Genomic DNA, 16,933 nt, shown 5'->3' with positions numbered 1-16,933 from the left:
CCGCCGGGCGCTCGCCGGGTCATGGCCGGTGGTTCGGCCTGGGCCGAGGTGGCTCAGGTCTTGCGCGCGGTGGCGGCCACGGCCAATTCGGACAGGGCTGTGCGGGCCTCGGCGGTGATCGGCGCCTGCTCCAGCGAGGCCAGGGCCTCACCGAGGTAGTCGGCGATCATGTCTTCGCACTCACGCAGCGCGCCCGTACCCTCGATGATGTCGCGGAGGGCAGCGACGCCGTCGCCGTCGAGCCCGGGGTCGCCGAGCAGGCGCCGCACGGTCGCCGCGCCGGCCGGGGAGGCGGCCGCGAGCGTACGCGCCACGAGCATCGTCCGCTTGCCCTCGCGCAGGTCGTCGCCGGCGGGCTTGCCGGTCGTCGCCGGGTCGCCGAACACGCCGAGGATGTCGTCACGCAGCTGGAAGGCGATGCCCACGCGGGTGCCGTACGTGGTGCACAGCTCGTCCACCCACGGCACCCGCCCACCGGCCGCCAGCACCAGGCCGAGCCTGAGCGGCTGCTCGACGGAGTACTTGCCGCTCTTGTAGAGGGCGACCCGCAGGGCCGAGTCGAAGGTGTTCTCGCCGTTCGCCTGCTCCAGCAGGTCGAGATACTGGCCGCACATCAGCTCGGTGCGCATGTGGTCGTGCACCGGCTGGGCCGCCGCCAGCGCCCGCGCGGGGAGCCCGCTGGTGCGCCACATCTCGCCCGACCAGATCAGCAGCAGGTTGCCCAGCAGGATCGCCGCGCCCTCGCCGAACTGCTCGGCCGACCCGTGCCAGGCCGACTTCTCGTGCAGCGCCTGGAAGCGGCGGTGCGCGGCCGGCATCCCGCGGCGCAGGTCGCTCTTGTCCATCACGTCGTCGTGCACCAGCGCGCTCGCCTGCAGCAGCTCCAGCGAGGCGGCGGCGGAGAAGACGCCGGGCTCGTCGCCGCCGCCCGTGGCCCGCCAGCCCCAGTAGCAGAAGGCGGGGCGCAGGCGCTTGCCCCCGGCCAGCAGGTCCTCCGCCGCGTCGCGGAGCGGCCGGAAGTCGGGCTCGCCGTCGGAAGGGAGGCGCCGTTCGACGAACTCCCTGAGGCGGAGGTCCACCTGGGATCGCAGGTCGTCCATGCTCGCGGCGTCAATGGTCATGCTCTGAAGACTAGTGGCCCAGCAGGGAAAGGCCAGCGACCAGGTTGGGGCGGGTCACGAGTGGGCCTGCGGGTACGCTTGGGCCATGGCGCTTGGTCAACCCTCCATCCTGCCCGGCCGTGTCCCCACCGTCCGCGAGTTGCTCGCCTCCGGTGGCCGGTCGTTCTCCTTCGAGTTCATGCCGCCGAAGACCGACGAGGGCCAGCGGCAGCTGTGGAAGGCGATCAGGGAGCTGGAGTCGCTGCGGCCGACGTTCGTCTCGGTGACCTACGGCGCCGGCGGCTCCAGCCGCGACCGCACGGTCGACATCGTCGAGCGGCTGGCGCACGGCACGACGCTGACCCCGGTCGCCCACTTCACCGCGGTCAACCACTCGACGCGCGAGCTGCGCCACCTGATCGGCCGCTTCGCCGACGCGGGCGTGCGCAACATCCTCGCCGTGCGCGGCGACCCGCCCGGCGACCCCACCGGCGAGTGGATCCCCCACCCCGAGGGCGTCCTGTACGCGGAAGACCTGGTCAGGCTGATCCGCCAGTCGGGCGACTTCTGCGTGGGCGTGGCCGCGTTCCCCTACAAGCACCCCCGTTCTCCGTCGATCGAGTCCGACACCGAGTACTTCGTGCGCAAGTGCCAGGCCGGCGCCGACTACGCGATCACGCAGATGTTCTTCCGCGCCGACGACTACCTGCGGCTGCGCGACCGGGTCGCGGCCCGCGGCTGCGACACCCCGATCATCCCGTGCGTCATGCCCGTCACGCAGATGAGCACGATCGCCCGGTCCGAGCAGTTGTCGGGCGCGCCGTTCCCGCCGGAGGTGGCCGCCCGGTTCGAGAAGGTCGCCGACGACCCGGCGGCGGTGCGCGCGCTCGGCATCGAGCACGGCGCCGAGCTGTGCCAGCGGCTGCTCGACGAGGGCGCGCCCGGCATCCACTTCATCACCTTCAACCGGTCGAGCGCCTCGCGGGAGGTGTTCCAGCGGCTGCGGCACGCACCGGCCCTGACCGTCTGACGCGCGGGCGCGACGGGTGTTGACTGGGAGCGTGATCGCCGACTTCTGGTTCGACCCGTCCTGCCCGTACACCTGGCTGACCTCGCGGTGGCTCCTGGAGGTGACCGGGGTCCGCCCGGTCGAGGTGCGCTGGCACGTGCTCAGCCTCGCCGTGCTCAACGAGGGCCGCGACGACGATCCCGAAGGTGACCCCGAGGGCTACCTGTGGGTGCCGGCGCGGATCGCGGCCGTGGTGGCCGACCGCTACGGCCAGGAGGCGCTCGGCCGCTTCTACACCGCGCTGTGGACCACCGGCGGCGCCGACCAGGACTGGATCGGGGACCTGCGCACGGCGCTCACCTCCGCGGGCCTGCCCGCCGACCTGGCCGAGGCCGGTCTCACCGACGAGCACGACCATCTGGTACGGGCCTCCCACGCCGAGGGCATGGCGCTCATCGGCGGCGAGGCCGGCACCCCCGTGGTCGCGGTCAGCGGGGCCGGCCAGGACCGGGTGGTGTTCTTCGGCCCGGTCATCTCGCGGGTGCCGGAGGGCGAGCAGGCGGGGCGGCTGTGGGACGGCACGCTCCTGGTCGCCGGCACCCCGCACTTCCACGAGCTGAAGGGCCTGCCCCACGAGGAGCCCGCCACCCCGTGAACTACGAGCCGACGCTCCCGCCGGAGCACGTCGAGCGCATCCGCCGCTGGCACGAGCGGGCGTACGCGGCCGCCAGGGCCGAGGCCGGCGACGACGGGCGGACCTTCCACCATCTCGGCCTGACCCTGCACGTGCCCCCGGACGTCCAGCCGATCGCCGGCATGTCGCACCCGCTCGGCGAGGCGGTCCTCGCCGAGGTGCGCGACGGCGACCGGGTGCTCGACATGGGCACCGGCTGCGGGGTCAACGCCATCCTGGCCGCCTCACGGTCTCGCGACGTGGTCGCGGTGGACGTCAACCCGCACGCCGTCGAGGCGGCCCGGGGAAACGCCGCGCGCAACGGCGTGGCGGACCGGGTCACGGTGCTGGAGAGCGACGTGTTCGCCGCCGTCGAGGGCGACTTCGACCTGATCGTCTTCGACCCGCCGTTCCGCTGGTTCGCGCCCCGCGACCTGCTGGAGAGGGCCACGACCGACGCGGGCTACGCCGCGCTGACGAGGTTCTTCCGTGACGTGCGGGGATATCTGCGGCCGGGCGGGCGGGTGCTGCTGTTCTTCGGCACCACCGGAGACCTGCCGTACGTGCGGCGGCTGGTCGGCGAGGCGGGGTTCGCCGCCGCGGAGGTGAGCCGGAAGGAGTTCGTCAGGGACGGCTGGCGGGTGGAGTACGTGACCTTCCGGCTGACTCGGGACGCCACCCGCCCGCAGGGGGACCGAGCGGGTGGCGCCGGGGATGGGTGTGCGGAAGGTAGCGGGTGAGTAACTTTCCGTAAAGGTGATGCCCTCCGTAATGACCCGCAAAACCTCAGGTCATGACCCGGTCAGAGGGAGTCGCCTGCCGACGATGGCGTACTCCTCGAACCCTCCGGGGAAGACGAACCGGGACAGCAGGTCCATGAACCCCATGGACGCGTAGAGGTGGCGGGCGATCGTCGGCCGGTCGTGGGTGGAGAGCACAGCCGTGCGTTCCGCCCGGCCCGCGCACAGGGTGGTGATCATGGCGCGGCCGATGCCCTTGCGCTGGAAGTCGGGATGCACGTGGATCTCGGCCAGCTCGAACGCGTGGCCCAGCCACGCGTCGGCCGCGTCGACGCCGGCCTGGTCGGCCAGCGCGCGGTGGACGACGTCGTGCCACCACTGGCCGGGCGCGCCGCGGAAGCCGTACGCGAAGCCGACGATCTTCGGCCCCTCCGGAGCATCACGCCATTCGGCGAAATAGCACTGGAAAAATGGATATGTCCCGTGATTGCGCATGATGGCGGTACGACCGGCGATCTGTTCCTCCGGCGTGCGCATGGCGGCGGTGTAGATGTCGATCACCGTGTCCAGCCGTTCGGTGAACTCGGCGGGTCCCGCGCCGCGAAACTCGATCACCGTCGCACCCTATTCCCTGCCGCCCACGGTCATTCCACATCCACGGGCGTGCCGCCGGTGATTCGCAGGAGCTCGTCGAACGTGGTCGGGAAGACGGTATGCGGATGGCCGCCGGCGGCCCACACCACCTCGTGCTTCTGCAGCCAGGTGTCGACCAGCGTGCGCACCGGCGCCGGATGGCCCACCGGGGCGACTCCGCCGATCGGCTGCCCGGTCGCCTCTCTGACGAACTCCGGCGTCGCCCGCCGTACCTTCGAGACTCCCGCCGTGCGGGCGACGAGTTCCACGTCGACCCGGTGCGCGCCGCTGGTCAGCACCAGCAGCGGCGCCCCGTCCGCGTCGAAGATCAGGCTGTTGGCGATGGCGCCGACCTCGCAACCGAGCTGCGCGGCGGCCGTGGCCGCGGTGGGCGCCTTCTCCGGCAGCACCACGATCTCACCGGACGCGCCCAGGCTCCGGAGGGCGTTTTCCACTCTTACCGCGTTGGCGGGCAACTTCTCGGGCATGCGGACACTCTAAACAGATTGACTCCCGCATTACCCCGTTGAGCGGTGGTGTAGGGTCCTTTGATTCGCTTGTTACCTGCTTGAGAGGTGATACCGGTGAGGGCTCGACGGCTTCCGGGAGTGCTCGCCCTCCTCACCGCCGGGGCGGTCGCGCTCGCCGGTTGCGGAGTGGCACCCGCCGAGACGGCGTCCCACACGATCACCGCCGCCGCGGGCCGGCTCGCCGAGCCTCCCCCGGCCGTGACCGCGCCGGACAAGAAGCTGAAGCTGGGCGCCAAGGGCAAGGCGGTCGTCTGGCTGCAGAAGCGGCTGCGCGAGCTCGGCTACCGGCCGGGCAAGGCCGACGGGCGCTACGGCGGCACCACGCTCGGCGCCGTGTGGGCGTTCCAGAAGGTCAACGGCATCAAGCCGACCAGCACCATCGGCAAGGCCACCTGGCGGGCGCTGGAGCAGCCCAGGACCCCCAAGGTCCTGGCCCGGAACGGCAAGCGGACCCGCGCCGAGGTCAACCTGAGCACGCAGATCATGACCCTGTACGTCGGCGGCGAGCTGAAGCTGATCAGCCACATGTCGTCCGGCAGCGGCGTGCCCTACTGCGAGACCACCGTGTGGCAGGGCAAGGAGCAGCGCTTCTGCGGCTCGGCCACGACGCCCACGGGCACGTACAAGACCACCTGGCGGCGCGACGGCTGGCACAAGTCCTACCTCGGCGAGCTCTACAACCCGATCTTCTTCAACGGCGGCATCGCCTTCCACGGCGCGCTCTCGGTGCCGTTGTATCCCGCCTCCCACGGCTGCGTGCGGCTGCCGATGAACGTGGCGGAGGAGCTGCCCGGCCTGCTGGGCACCGGGGTCCCGGTCCACGTGCGGGGGAAGTTCAGGCGGTGACCGCGCCGGGCCGCCGGCTCACACGTTCGACAGCCCGCGCATCGAGATCTCCGCAGCGGCCGTGATGGCCTCCCACACCCGTTCCTGCGAGTCGCCTCTGGTCAGGCTCATCACGGCGGTCAGCTTGACCGCGCCGACCAGCGAACCCACCATCGCGGCCGCCTCCAGCGCGCCGAGCTCGCCCTCGTAGGCCCGCTCCACCGCCTCGGCGAGCTGGAGCTGCTGCTCGAACAGCACATGCAGGGCGCGTGCCTGCAGCGAGGGCACGGTCAGCATGAGCTCCATGCGGGCCGCGGCCTCCGCCAGGTCGAAGTTGCCGGGGTCGACGGCCCATTTCAGGCTCGCCCGGATCACCCGCACCAGCAGCTCGGCCACCGGCTCGCCGGGCCGGCGCCCGGCCACCAGGTCGAGGACGTAGCGCATCCGCTCCGGGCCGTCATAGAAGATCACGTCTTCCTTGCTGGCGAAGTAGCTGAAGAAGGTGCGCGCCGACACCTCGGCCCCGGCGGCGATCTCGGCGATCGTCGTCTCCTCGAACCCCTTCTCCTGGAACGACCGGAGCGCGGCGGTCACCAGCGCCCGGCGCGTGCGCTGCTTCTTGCGCTCCCGTAGCCCGGTCATGCGCGAAAGGATACCTCTGCTGCACACATTGCAAAATTGCATTCAATGAGGTTTTCTTGGTGGCGTCCTGGAGAAGGAGGCAGCCATGACCGACCTGACCCTGACCACGCGGCGGGAACGCCCGTTCGACCCGCCCGAGACGTACGCGAGGCTGCGTGAGCGCGGCGACGTGCACCGGATGAGGTACGCCGACGGCCACGAGGGCTGGCTCGTGACCGGCTACGCGGCCGCCCGCGCGGTGCTGGCCGACCAGCGCTTCAGCAACCGGCCCGAGCTGGCGCACCCGCCCCTCGCGTCGCGTGCCGACCTCGCCGAGGAGATCCGCTCGCAGGAGTTCGAGGTCCCGCCCGGGTTCTTCCTGCGCACCGACGCGCCCGAGCACACCCGCTACCGCAAACTGCTCACCGGGCAGTTCACCGTACGCAGGATGAAGCAGCTCGAAGCCAGGATCGAGGAGATCACCGAGGCCCGGCTTGACGAGATGGAAGCCTCGGGCGGGCCGGTCGACCTCGTCGACGCCTTCGCGCTGCCCATCCCCTCACTGGTCATCTGCGAACTGCTCGGCGTCCCGTACGAGGAGCGGGCGGCCTTCCAGGAGGACACCAAGATCCTGGTGAGCCTGGACGCGCGGGCCTCCGACGCCCTCGCGGCCATCGGCCGCGTCTTCACCTACCTGTACGGGCTCGTCTCACGCAAACGCGAGCACCCGGGGGAGGACCTGCTCAGCGGCCTCATCGAAGGCGGCGAGCTGAGCGACGACGAGCTCACCGGCGTCGCGTTCCTGCTCCTGGTCGCCGGGCACGAGACCACCGCCAACATGCTCGGTCTCGGCACGTACGCGCTGCTCGCCGACTCCGCCCAGCTCGCCGCGCTGCGCGACGACCCGTCGCTGATCGGCAACGCCGTCGAGGAGCTGATGCGCCACCTCACGATCATCCACGTCGGCCCGGTCAGGACCGCCCTGGAAGACGTCGAGATCGACGGCCACCTCATCAGGAAGGGCGAGTCGGTCACCCTGCACCTGCCGGTGATCAACCGCGACCCGTCCCGGTTCCCCGGCGGCGACCGGCTCGACGTCACCCGGCCCGCGACCGGCCACCTCGGCTTCGGCCACGGCATCCACCAGTGCCTCGGCCAGCAGCTCGCCCGCGCGGAGATGCGGATCGGGTTCGCGGCCCTGCTGCGCCGCTTCCCCGGCCTGCGGCTCGCGGTGCCGGCCGACGAGGTGCCGCTCAGGGCGGACATGGCCATCTACGGCGTGCACCGGCTGCCCGTCACCTGGTAAGCAGGGATTCATGAAGATAGAAGCCGACACGAACGTGTGCATCGGTGCGGGCATGTGCGCGCTCACCGTGCCAGAGGTTTTCGATCAGAGCGAGGAGGACGGGACGGTCGTGCTCCTGCAGCCCGTGCCGCCCGCCGAGCTGGAGGAGGGGGCTCGGAGAGCCGTGACGCTGTGTCCTTCGGGCGCGCTCAAGGCTGTCTGAGAGCGTAGACGCGGGTCGTGCCGAACACGCCGTCGCCCGTCCCGCGCCGCACCGTCCGCACGTGGCGGAAACGGCCCGTGCCGAGCAGGCAGTCCTCCTCGACGGGGTTGAAGTAGACGACGGTGACGGGGCGCGGGCTGCGGTCGGCGGAGGCGATCAGCCGGTCCACGGCGGTGGCGAAGATCCGCCCGCGGAACGGGTTGTTCAGGAACACCACGCTGACGTCGTCCGGGATGTCGTACTCCAGCACGTCCGAGTGCACGAACTCGACGCCGCCGGCACGCAGCCGCAGCCGCGTGCCGGCCAGGTTGGACCGGGCGATCTCCGTCAGCTCGGGCGACAGCTCCACCCCGATCACCCGTCCGAACGGGTAGCGGCTGGCGGCCTCCAGCGCCATCCGGCCCTTGCCCGCGCCGAGATCGAGGAACACGTCGTGCTCGCTCACGTCGCTCACGGGCAGCGCCCGGCGCAGCGTGCCCCAGTGGGCGGGGGAGTAGTAGACCCGTTCCGGGTGATCGAGGCCGAACTCGCTCAGGTCGGCGAAATCCGCCGTGTTCACCCCGTACCGGCCGTCGTACACCAGCCGCGCCAGCTTCTGCCGCAGGCCCCGCAGGACGACCGGGCCGCCCACGTGCAGGACGTCTTCGCCCAGCGGCAGTTGCGCCTCCCACGCGAACCCGACGGCGGCGGCCGCCCCGGCGACCAACGCCACGGGCCGCGCCACCCACCCGAACGACCTACCACCCTCCCGCGTTCCGGCCTCGACGGTCTTCCGTCGTCCGCGACCGCCTTGCGCCTGGCCGAGGCGGTGTTCTGAGGGGCCGGGGAATCGTTGTGGGAGGAGCGCCGGGGCTGTGCCGGCTCGGCCGCTCATGCGGGCCGGCCTGCGAGTTCGCGGTTCACGCGTGCGGCCACGCGGTGAGCGCGCCAGCCGATCAGGCCCAGCCCGCCTATGAGCAACCCGGCCTGCGCCAGGATCGTGGCCACCTGGACACCCTCCGGCAGCCCGACCGCCAGCTCGGCGGCGGCTGACACCACCAGCACCCCCGCCATGGCCGCGGCCAGCATGCGCATCGGGACCTTGGCCCAGGTGTGCGCCGCGTCCCATGCCTCGCGTGAGGCGAGCGTCTCCCGAGTGCGCAACCCGGCCAGGCCGTTGCGGCTGTCGACGGCACCGGATTCGTCATGGAACGGGATGAGGAGGAGCGCCAGGGCGGGAGCGGTGAGGATGGCGTTGATCAGGATGGGCCCCATCCCGCCATCGTAACCATGACCCGCGATCTCGGGAACGCCGCCGGAGCGGGCTCTCTCCACTCGCGGAACGCTGCCGGACTGGGCTCTCTCTGCTCGCGAAACGGCGCTGAGCCAGCTCCTCCCGCTCGGAAGCACCACCCCATCCACCCCCGCACACCTGCCTGAACATCCCGCCGTCTCCGTAGTGCGCAAGGCCCCGCCATCTCCGTAGTGCAGGTCTCGAAGTTTCCCTTGAGAACGCCCTGTGGCATGTCGTCTCCCCAGAGGCGCTCGTGACAGCGTCGGCACTCCCTGGAGCACGTCGTCTCCCCGGGGACGCTCATAAGAGCGTCAGCTCCCTGAGAGGGGTGTCCTGTGGTGCACCATCTCCTCAGAGCGCTCATGACGGCCTGGGCTCTCCTGAGAGTGCCCGTGGTATGCCGTCCGCGTCCGGGGGCTGCTCTTGGGGACGGCGGCGGGTCGGAAACCCCGGATTCGCCGGAGGTGCGGGGGTTCAGGGGCGTTCGCGAGTGAGGTGAGCGGCGTTGCAGCCCGCCGGTGACACCGTCATGGTCATCGAACCTGTGTTCGTGGAAGCAGTTGACACCGCGCGTGATCGAAATTATGTTCGACCATGTGACGTGAGGCTCGCGGCTCACGTCGGAAGGACCTGGTCGCGGGCCATGCGCTCCCCCAGCGCGGACCCGCGGTCAGGCTCCGAGGGCGAAGGGCGCGTCCTCGTCGTCGGCGGAGACGAGTGGGCGCGTCCTGGCCGGACGGGGAGAGGGGAAGCTCCTCGTCCGGCCGGCCCGGCGGAAATGTCGGTGGGGTCTGCGATCGTTGACCTCAACGGCGGACACGCCGGGAGTCGCCACGACTCTAGGAGGCGAACGACATGGCACCACGGCCCAGAGAAACGCCCGGGCCCCGGCTATCGCCTGCGGTTCGGGCTCACCTGACGGATTCACGTTCCTGCCTGGCGGAGGCGGCGACGGCTCGCTCCCCGGCATCGCGCTACGTGTCGGCCCACCTGGCCGCCCTGCGCGCCGCCGCGGCGATCCTGGCCGCCCGCCCGCAGCCCACCCAGGGTCGCAGACGCCGCCTGCGCAGCGCATGGGAGCTGCTGCCCGAGACCGAGCCGTCGCTCGCCGACTGGGCGGCCTACTTCGCGGCCAGCGCGGCCAAGCGGGCCGCCGCCGAGGCCGGCCTGGTGCGCGGCGTCAGCGCCACGGACGCCGACGAGCTCCTGGCGGAGGCCGAGACCTTCGTCTGCACGGTCGAGGACATCCTGGGCGTCCCTGCCCAGCCCCAGCTCCCCGTGGACGTGCCCCTGGCGGGTTGACATCCCACCCACCCCCTACGAGCGCCCCGGTCTCCCTGCCGTCCACGCCCTCGCATGAGGAGACGTAACGGGGCCAGGCGCCGGCCGTTCCGGCGGTCACCGCGCCGGTGGGATGTCCGCCGCTCTTTCCGGCACGTTGCTCGCCTTGCCGAGCAGCAGCCGGCCTGCTGTGGGTCCCGAGCCCGCAGTCCTGCGTCCCGCAGACGCCCGCAGTCCTGCGTCCCGCAGACGCCCGTTGAGCTGGAACGCCCCGGGGCCCTGCGCTGCGCACGCGAGCTGCTCGATACACCCGATGGCGGCGAAACCCGCCTCCTCCGCCGTCCGGACGACCCGGCGCATCCCGTAAGGGCGGACGAGGGCGGTCGTAGCGCGCGGGTTGAGGAGGTAGCGCCTGTCAGGCTGCCCGCGAACTGCGCACGTGAGCTGACGCCTGCCGTCTGCCCGCGATCCGCGCACGCGAGCTGACGCCTGCCGACGCCCGTGAGCCGACGCCCGTGAGGCGTCCCCGCGTCGCGACGCTCGTGGGTCGACGCTTGAGCCCGGGACGGGCAAGCCCGATGAAGACACCCCAGATGGGCGGCTCCTGCCAGGCGCTCGCCGAGGTCATAGGCATGTGGTGCCTCATTCTGCTCTGCGCCGGCGCCGAGCCGATGTCGCGGCGAAGCTGTGACGAGGGCGGCCCTGGTTGCCGTGTCGGCTTCGAAAGGGGAGCCGCGCCGCCGGAAGCGTCGGCGGTCATGAGCAGGGAGACAGTATGGGAAAGCGCAGAGCCGGGTTCGCCACCGCTGCGGCGGCCACCGTCCTGGTGGCCCGAGCGGTGTTCCCGGGCGCCGCGCCGGCGGCGGAGCCCGTCGTGTGCACGTACAAGATCACTGCTGGTCACTGGTTCGTGGACCTGGGCAGGAACAAGGTCCGCTGGGCCGTGAAGGGCCAGTTGGAGTCCGGCTATCGGTACAACACCCGCTACTTCGGGTCGGTGCTGTACCGCGCCATGAGGATGAGCCCGGTGTGGGGAGAGGCGGCCAAGATGTCGCTGCAGGCGGGCTCCTGCCGTGAGTAGCGGCACTTCTCCCGTCTCGCGCCCCGGTGGCGATGGCCCGGCGCCGTGACCGCCGGAGGGTCGCGTTTCCCGCGCCCCGCACGGGAGCACGAGGTTGACAGGCGAGTGAAGGGCGCCGGGGACTAAACACGAGGTTTGTTGGATTATCGAGAACCCACTGAGGGAATGGCGGCGGACCGCTTTTTGGGCCCGGCGAAATGTCTGTTGTGCGGGGCTTTGTCAGAAAACAAGCAAGGGGCACGCCCGGATGGGCGCGCCCCTTGCCGCGGCTGTGGGAGCCGGGTCAGAACGTCTCGACCGCCCGGCGGGCCTCGGCGTCGAGGACGCCCCAGCTGATCAGCTCCTCGGTGAGCTCACTCGGCGACTTGTCATAGATCACGGCCAGAGAGCGCAGATCCTCCTGGCGGATCGACAGCACCTTGCCGTTGTAGTCGCCCCGCTGGCTCTGGATCGTGGCGGCGTAGCGGGCCAGCGCCCCCGCCTTCTCCTTGGGCAGCGTGGCCAGCCTCTCCAGGTCGATCACAAGCTTGGGCGTCGGCCCGAGCGGGCTCGGCGCGGCACCGCCGGGCAGCAGCTCGGAGACGGGCACCCCGTAGAAGTCGGCAAGCTCGGCAAGCTTCTGCACCGTGACCGCACGGTCGCCGCGCTCGTACGAGCCCACGACCACGGCCTTCCACCTGCCACGCGACTTCTCCTCGACTCCATGCAGGGACAGGCCCTGCTGGGTGCGGATCGCGCGGAGTCGTGCACCAAGCGACTTTGCGTACTCAGACGGCATCGTGTGGCCCCCCGGCTCCTCGTATCTATAGCTCTCAGTAGATTGTGCTCCCTTGCGGCGAATGCCGTTGCCACCGGGGGTCCGATGCCGCTCGGGCACCAATCGGTAGCGATGGCCCTGGGTTCACCCCAGGACGCCGCGCAGGTGCTGGTTACGCACAGTGACGGTAAAGGGGTCGACGCCTAAGGTCAAGCTGATTGGAAAAAAGATGCCGAATCCGGTCCAGCATGGAACGCCTCATTAGCCCCTTCTGTCCCCGTAGTAACTGTACTTCGTCATAGTTTGCCGAGTAACCACAGCGGTTTCGGCACCGGGGGCGAAGAAGTCAGGCCTGGCGTGTCAGAACCAGGACGGGACAGGTCGCCGCCCGTACGATCTTGATGCTGGTGTCGCCCAGGAACACCCGCCTGAGCGGCCCGGTGCCGCTGGAGGCGCAGATGATCAGCTCGCCCCGCTCCCAGGTGCCCGCCCGCATGGCCGCGGCGACGCTCCGGCCCTCGAACACCTCCACGTCAACCCGGGTGCGCAGCCTCTGTCCGCGGGCGGCGGCGGTCAGGTCGGCCATGGCCTGGTCGCGCATCCCCGTCAGCATCTCCTCGCCCAGCGGGTGCCGGCGGTGAGCCGCCTCGACCAGGGTGACCAGCCGCAGCGGCAGGTCCAGCGCGGCCGCGATCCCGGCCGCCCCCTTGACCGCCGCGTCGGCGCAGCGGCCGCGCCGGTAGGCGAGGGTCAGCCGGGTCAGCTCGGCGGGCGGGTCCTCGGCGTACCCGCGCGGGGCCAGCAGCACGGGCACCGGAGAGGAGTGCAGAAGCTGGTCGGCGGTGCTGCCCAGCGAGATGCGACCCCGCGGGCCGCGCGGCGCCGAGCCGATCACCACCACGTCCGCGCCGCGCTTGCGGGCCAGCTCCACCAGGCCGCGCCCGCTGCCCCGGTGGGTGTAGGCGACCAGGCCCGCTTCGTCGCCGGCGAGCTCGGCCGCCTGCGCCAGCGTGGCCTCGGCCTGCTCCTGGAGGAACGCCGCCCACGCGGTCGCCTCCGCCCGGGCGGGCCCCGGCGTGCTCCACGCGGGCGGCTTCACGAACGCCACCTCCAGGCGGGCGCCGGCCTGCCGGGCCAGCAGTACGGCCACCGCCAGGCCGTCGCGGCCACGAGGCTCGGGGACGAACCCGCTCAGCACATTCTCGATCTTCATCTAGGGCACCTCGGCGTTCAGCCGCGAGTGGCGGTAGCCGTACAGGAAATAGCAGAGCAGCCCGGCCAGCATCCACAGCCCGAACGCGACCCAGGTGACGCCGGCCAGCCCGCCCATCACCAGGAAGCAGAACACCACCCCCAGCGCCGGGGTGACGGGGAAGAACGGCGTGCGGAAGCCGCGCGGCAGGCCGGGGCTGCGGTAGCGGAGCACCAGCACGCCCGCGTTCACGATCGCGAACGCGAACAGCGTGCCGATGCTGGTCGCCTCCACGAGATGGCCGAGCGGCAGAAGCCCGGCCAGCACGCAGACGAAGGCGGTGACGATGAGAGTGTTGGCCGCCGGCACCTGCCGCCTGGGGCTCACCCGCTGGAACACGCGCGGGACGAGCCCGTCGCGTGACATGGCGAACAGGATGCGCGTCTGCCCGTACATGACCGTGAGCACCACGCTGGCGATGGCGATGACCGCGCCGAAGGAGATGATCAGGCCCGCCCAGGTCGAGCCGGTGGCCAGGTCGGCGATGAGCGACAGGCTGGCCTCGGTGCCCTCGGGGTTGAAGTCGGTCCACGGCATCGCGCCGATCGCGGCCACGGCCACCAGCACGTAGACGACGGTCACGATGACCAGCGACAGCACGATGGCCAGGGGCAGGTCGCGCCTGGGGTTCCTGGCCTCCTCGCCGGCCGTCGAGGCGGCGTCGAAGCCGATGTAGGAGAAGAACACCTGCGAGGCCGCCGCCGTGATGCCGGCCACGCCCATCGGCGCGAACGGCGCGAAGTTCCCCGCGCTGAAGCCGGTGAACGCCACCAGGCAGAAGAACAGCAGCACCGCTATCTTGATCAGCACGAACACCACGTTCGCCGCCGCGCTCTCGGAGGCCCCGCGCAGCAGCACCCAGGTGGCCAGCACCACGATGAGGATGGCGGTGAGGTTGACCACGCCGCCGTCCTGGCCGGGTGACCGGGTGATCGCGTCGGGCAGCGTCCAGCCGGCCAGGCTCCGCAGGAACGCGTTGAGATACTCGCCCCAGCCGACCGCCACGGCCGCCACCGAGACCGCGTACTCCAGCATCAGGCACCACCCGCACACCCAGGCGACCAGTTCGCCCAGCGTCGCGTACGCGTAGGAGTAGGACGACCCGGACACCGGGATGGTCCCGGCGAGCTCCGCGTACGAGAGCGCGGAGAACAGCGCGGTGATCGCGGCCAGCACGAACGCCAGGACCACCGACGGGCCCGCCTTGGGCACGGCCTCGCCCAGGATGACGAAGATGCCGGTGCCGAGGGTGGCGCCGACGCTGAACAGCGTCAGCTGCCACAGCCCCATCGTGCGGCGCAGCTCGCCGCCCTCGCCGCGGCCGCTCTCGGCGACGAGCCGCTCGGTGGGCTTGGTCCTGAAGAGCCGTCGCACGACCGCCATGACTGCCTCCTAGAGCGTGCCGGTCCGCGGCCAGCGCGCGTTGGGCGTCACGATCGTGCCGGCGTCGCCGGCCAGGATCCGCTCGGCCTGGTCGAGCCGGCCGATGGCGGCCATGTCGCCGGTGTGCTCCACGAACCGGCAGGCCGCCTCCACCTTGGGGCCCATCGACCCGGCCGGCAGGTCCAGCGCGCGCAGCTCGTGCGGGGTGGTGTGCGCGATCCCGGACTCGCGCGGGGTGCCGAAGTCGCGCATCACGCGGGGCACGTCGGTCAAGCTCAGGAACGCGTCGCACTCCAGCGCCTCGGCCAGGAGCGACGCGGTCAGGTCCTTGTCGACGACCGCCTCGACGCCGGTGAGCCGGCCGCGCTCGTCGCGGATCACCGGGACGCCGCCGCCGCCCGCGCAGACCACCACCACGCCCTCGCGCGCCATCCGGCGGATCAGCCGGGTCTCCACGACCCGCCGCGGGGTGGGGGAGGGGACCACCCGCCGCCAGTGCTCCCCGTCGGGCTTGACCGTCCAGCCGTGCTCGCGGGCCAGCTTCTCGGCCTCGTCCCGCTCGTACACCTGCCCGACGAACTTGGCGGGGTCGCGGAAGGCCGGGTCGACGGCCGACACGAGCGTCTGCGTGACCATGGCGATGACCTGCCGGCCGGGCAGCGCGTTCTGCAGGGCCTGCAGGATCCAGTAGCCGATCATGCCCTGGGTCTGCGCGACCAGCGTGTCGAACGGGTAGGGCCGGCTCAGGCCGGGGTCGGCGGCGCTCTGCAGGGCCAGCATGCCGACCTGGGGGCCGTTGCCGTGGGTGATGATCAGCTCGTGCCCGGCCGCGAGCCCGGCCAGCGTCCTGATCGAGGAGTTCACCTCGGCGATCTGCGTATCGGCGTCGGGCCGCCGGCCCCGCCGCAGGACCGCGTTGCCTCCCAGCGCGACGATGACCCGCACGGCTCAGATCCCGTCCCGTTCGAGGGGGCAGCTCATGCAGCGCGGGCCGCCTCGGCCACGCCCCAGCTCGCTCCCGCGGATGGTGATCACCTCGACGCCGTTCTGGCGCAGGTGGTTGTTCGTGGTGGTGTTGCGCTCGTACGCGATCACCACGCCGGGCTCGACGGCCAGCACGTTGCAGCCGTCGTCCCACTGCTCCCGCTCGGCGGCGTAGACGTCCTGGGTGGCGGTGAGCACCTTGATGTCGTCGAGGTCCAGGGCGCGGGCGATGGCCCGGTGCATGTCGCGCGGCGGGTGGTCGGTGACCTTCAGCTCCTTCTCGGTGTCGCCGGGCTCGATCGTGTAGGAGGGCAGCATGCCGAGGCCCGCGTACTTGGTGAACACGCCGACGTCCACCATCGTCATCACCGTGTCCAGGTGCATGAACGCGCGGGTGCGGGGCATACGCAGCGCCACGATCCGGCTCGCCGAGCCCGTCCGGAACAGCCGCCTGGCCAGCATCTCGACCGTCTGCGGCTGGGTGCGCTCGCTCATCCCGACCAGCACCGCGCCGCGCCCGATCACCAGCACGTCGCCGCCCTCGATCGTGGCCGGCGCGATCGCCTGCCCCGGCAGCCAGACCCGGAAGCCGCCCGGCCGGTCGAAGCCGGAGGCGAACATCGGGTGGAAGGCGTAGACCGCCTCCATGTGCACGGTCTCGCGCATCCGGGCCTTCTTGCGCATCGCGTTGACCGACACCCCGTCGTACACCCAGCAGGACGGGTCGCGGGTGAACAGGTGGTTGGGCAGCGGCGGCAGCACGAAGTCGTCGTCGTCGAGCGAGTGGTAGGCCACCGACGTGGGGTCGCAGTCGCGTTCGAGCAGGTCCCGCTTGGTGATGCCGCCGGTCAGGAACAGCTGCAGGGTGGCCGCGTCCATCGCGTCCAGCGTGTTGCGCACGTCGTCGACCGCCAGCGGGCCGAGGAAGCGCTCGTCCACGGTCTTGTCCAGGATGTGGCGGCGCGCCTCGGGGATCTCGACCGTCTCCCTGATCAGCTCGTCCAGCAGATGGACCCCCACGCCCCGCTCGCGCAGCACCCGCTGGAACTCCTCGTGCTCCTCCACCGCCCGCTGCACCCACAGCACCTCGTCGAACAGGAACGCTTCCTTGTTGGAAGGCGTGAGCCGCTTCAGCGCGAGGTCGGGCCGGTGCAGCAGCACCTGCCGGAGGGCGCCCACCTCGGAGTCCACATGGAAGGTCATTGTGTCTCTATCCCCAGGCTCGTCCCGGGATCACCTCGATAGGCGGGGTGGGGCGTCCCGTTCCGGCAGGTGGCGCCTGG

General features: G+C 71.4%; 19 protein-coding genes. 8 read left to right on the top strand and 11 right to left on the bottom strand.

Features of this window, described 5'->3' with window-relative positions:
• Positions 1-53: 53 nt before the first annotated feature.
• Positions 54-1,121 carry a polyprenyl synthetase family protein gene (locus ABD999_RS16780; RefSeq protein ID WP_271275345.1) on the bottom strand — a complete coding sequence of 356 codons (1,068 nt, stop codon included), beginning with the start codon at positions 1,119-1,121 and terminating at the stop codon, positions 54-56.
• Positions 1,122-1,206: 85 nt separating this feature from the next.
• On the opposite strand from ABD999_RS16780, the gene metF reads away from it, so the two are divergent.
• The 3 genes from metF to ABD999_RS16765 are packed head-to-tail and all read left to right on the top strand — an operon-like array spanning position 1,207 to position 3,522.
• A complete protein-coding gene (metF, locus tag ABD999_RS16775) occupies positions 1,207-2,130 on the top strand; it encodes a methylenetetrahydrofolate reductase [NAD(P)H] (protein ID WP_148032744.1) in 924 nt (307 codons plus the stop codon).
• Positions 2,131-2,161: 31 nt separating this feature from the next.
• Positions 2,162-2,764 (top strand): mycothiol-dependent nitroreductase Rv2466c family protein, encoded by a 603-nt coding sequence (locus ABD999_RS16770; RefSeq protein ID WP_271275344.1) that lies wholly within the window; start codon positions 2,162-2,164, stop codon positions 2,762-2,764.
• Positions 2,761-3,522 carry a methyltransferase gene (locus ABD999_RS16765; RefSeq protein WP_271275343.1) on the top strand — a complete coding sequence of 254 codons (762 nt, stop codon included), beginning with the start codon at positions 2,761-2,763 and terminating at the stop codon, positions 3,520-3,522. The genes ABD999_RS16770 and ABD999_RS16765 overlap by 4 nt, the downstream gene beginning before the upstream one ends.
• A gap of 51 nt (positions 3,523-3,573) precedes the next feature.
• Here ABD999_RS16765 and ABD999_RS16760 read toward each other — a convergent pair whose 3' ends face one another.
• Both ABD999_RS16760 and ABD999_RS16755 read right to left on the bottom strand, forming a co-directional pair.
• Positions 3,574-4,137, bottom strand: a complete 564-nt coding sequence (locus ABD999_RS16760; RefSeq protein WP_271275342.1) for a GNAT family N-acetyltransferase — start codon at positions 4,135-4,137, stop codon at positions 3,574-3,576.
• Between the two features lie 29 nt (positions 4,138-4,166).
• The gene (locus ABD999_RS16755) at positions 4,167-4,643 is read right to left on the bottom strand and encodes a YbaK/EbsC family protein (RefSeq protein WP_271275341.1); all 477 of its coding nucleotides are present in this window, start codon (positions 4,641-4,643) and stop codon (positions 4,167-4,169) included.
• Between the two features lie 96 nt (positions 4,644-4,739).
• Between ABD999_RS16755 and ABD999_RS16750 the strand changes: the two genes are divergently transcribed.
• Positions 4,740-5,531, top strand: a complete 792-nt coding sequence (locus tag ABD999_RS16750; protein ID WP_271275340.1) for a L,D-transpeptidase family protein — start codon at positions 4,740-4,742, stop codon at positions 5,529-5,531.
• An 18-nt stretch (positions 5,532-5,549) separates the two neighbouring features.
• On the opposite strand, the gene ABD999_RS16745 is transcribed toward ABD999_RS16750, so the two are convergent.
• Positions 5,550-6,152, bottom strand: coding sequence for a TetR/AcrR family transcriptional regulator (locus ABD999_RS16745; RefSeq protein ID WP_271275339.1), 603 nt, complete (start codon positions 6,150-6,152; stop codon positions 5,550-5,552).
• 85 nt (positions 6,153-6,237) lie between these two features.
• On the opposite strand from ABD999_RS16745, the gene ABD999_RS16740 reads away from it, so the two are divergent.
• Together ABD999_RS16740 and ABD999_RS16735 are read left to right on the top strand one after the other, a co-directional pair.
• Positions 6,238-7,437, top strand: coding sequence for a cytochrome P450 (locus ABD999_RS16740; RefSeq protein ID WP_271275338.1), 1,200 nt, complete (start codon positions 6,238-6,240; stop codon positions 7,435-7,437).
• Between the two features lie 10 nt (positions 7,438-7,447).
• A complete protein-coding gene (locus tag ABD999_RS16735) occupies positions 7,448-7,639 on the top strand; it encodes a ferredoxin (RefSeq protein ID WP_148032739.1) in 192 nt (63 codons plus the stop codon).
• Here ABD999_RS16735 and ABD999_RS16730 read toward each other — a convergent pair.
• Complete coding sequence (locus tag ABD999_RS16730; RefSeq protein ID WP_271275337.1) at positions 7,626-8,351, bottom strand: class I SAM-dependent methyltransferase; 726 nt, start codon at positions 8,349-8,351, stop codon at positions 7,626-7,628. The genes ABD999_RS16735 and ABD999_RS16730 overlap by 14 nt on opposite strands.
• A 158-nt stretch (positions 8,352-8,509) precedes the next feature.
• Positions 8,510-8,893, bottom strand: a complete 384-nt coding sequence (locus ABD999_RS16725; protein ID WP_271275336.1) for an SdpI family protein — start codon at positions 8,891-8,893, stop codon at positions 8,510-8,512.
• A gap of 874 nt (positions 8,894-9,767) precedes the next feature.
• Here ABD999_RS16725 and ABD999_RS16720 point away from each other — a divergent pair.
• A complete protein-coding gene (locus ABD999_RS16720) occupies positions 9,768-10,214 on the top strand; it encodes an SAV_6107 family HEPN domain-containing protein (protein WP_271275335.1) in 447 nt (148 codons plus the stop codon).
• Between the two features lie 754 nt (positions 10,215-10,968).
• The gene (locus ABD999_RS16715) at positions 10,969-11,274 is read left to right on the top strand and encodes a hypothetical protein (RefSeq protein WP_271275334.1); all 306 of its coding nucleotides are present in this window, start codon (positions 10,969-10,971) and stop codon (positions 11,272-11,274) included.
• A gap of 283 nt (positions 11,275-11,557) precedes the next feature.
• On the opposite strand, the gene bldD is transcribed toward ABD999_RS16715, so the two are convergent.
• From bldD to ABD999_RS16690, 5 genes are all read right to left on the bottom strand, one after another.
• Positions 11,558-12,052 carry a transcriptional regulator BldD gene (bldD, locus tag ABD999_RS16710; RefSeq protein ID WP_148032734.1) on the bottom strand — a complete coding sequence of 165 codons (495 nt, stop codon included), beginning with the start codon at positions 12,050-12,052 and terminating at the stop codon, positions 11,558-11,560.
• A 325-nt stretch (positions 12,053-12,377) separates the two neighbouring features.
• Positions 12,378-13,244: a universal stress protein gene (locus ABD999_RS16705; RefSeq protein ID WP_271275333.1), complete on the bottom strand. Its 867-nt coding sequence runs from the start codon at positions 13,242-13,244 to the stop codon at positions 12,378-12,380.
• On the bottom strand, positions 13,245-14,666 hold the full coding sequence (locus ABD999_RS16700; protein WP_219543383.1) for an amino acid permease: 1,422 nt from the start codon (positions 14,664-14,666) through the stop codon (positions 13,245-13,247).
• 9 nt (positions 14,667-14,675) lie between these two features.
• Complete coding sequence (gene arcC / locus ABD999_RS16695) at positions 14,676-15,611, bottom strand: carbamate kinase (RefSeq protein ID WP_271275332.1); 936 nt, start codon at positions 15,609-15,611, stop codon at positions 14,676-14,678.
• Positions 15,612-15,614: 3 nt separating this feature from the next.
• Positions 15,615-16,853, bottom strand: coding sequence for an arginine deiminase (locus ABD999_RS16690; RefSeq protein ID WP_271275331.1), 1,239 nt, complete (start codon positions 16,851-16,853; stop codon positions 15,615-15,617).
• Positions 16,854-16,933: the final 80 nt, after the last annotated feature.

Origin of the sequence: Nonomuraea ferruginea (genome assembly GCF_039540635.1) — a bacterium.
Lineage (GTDB): Bacteria > Actinomycetota > Actinomycetes > Streptosporangiales > Streptosporangiaceae > Nonomuraea > Nonomuraea ferruginea.
The sequence above is the reverse complement of the archived record's forward strand: the minus strand, read 5'-3'. Positions and strand labels throughout refer to the sequence as shown.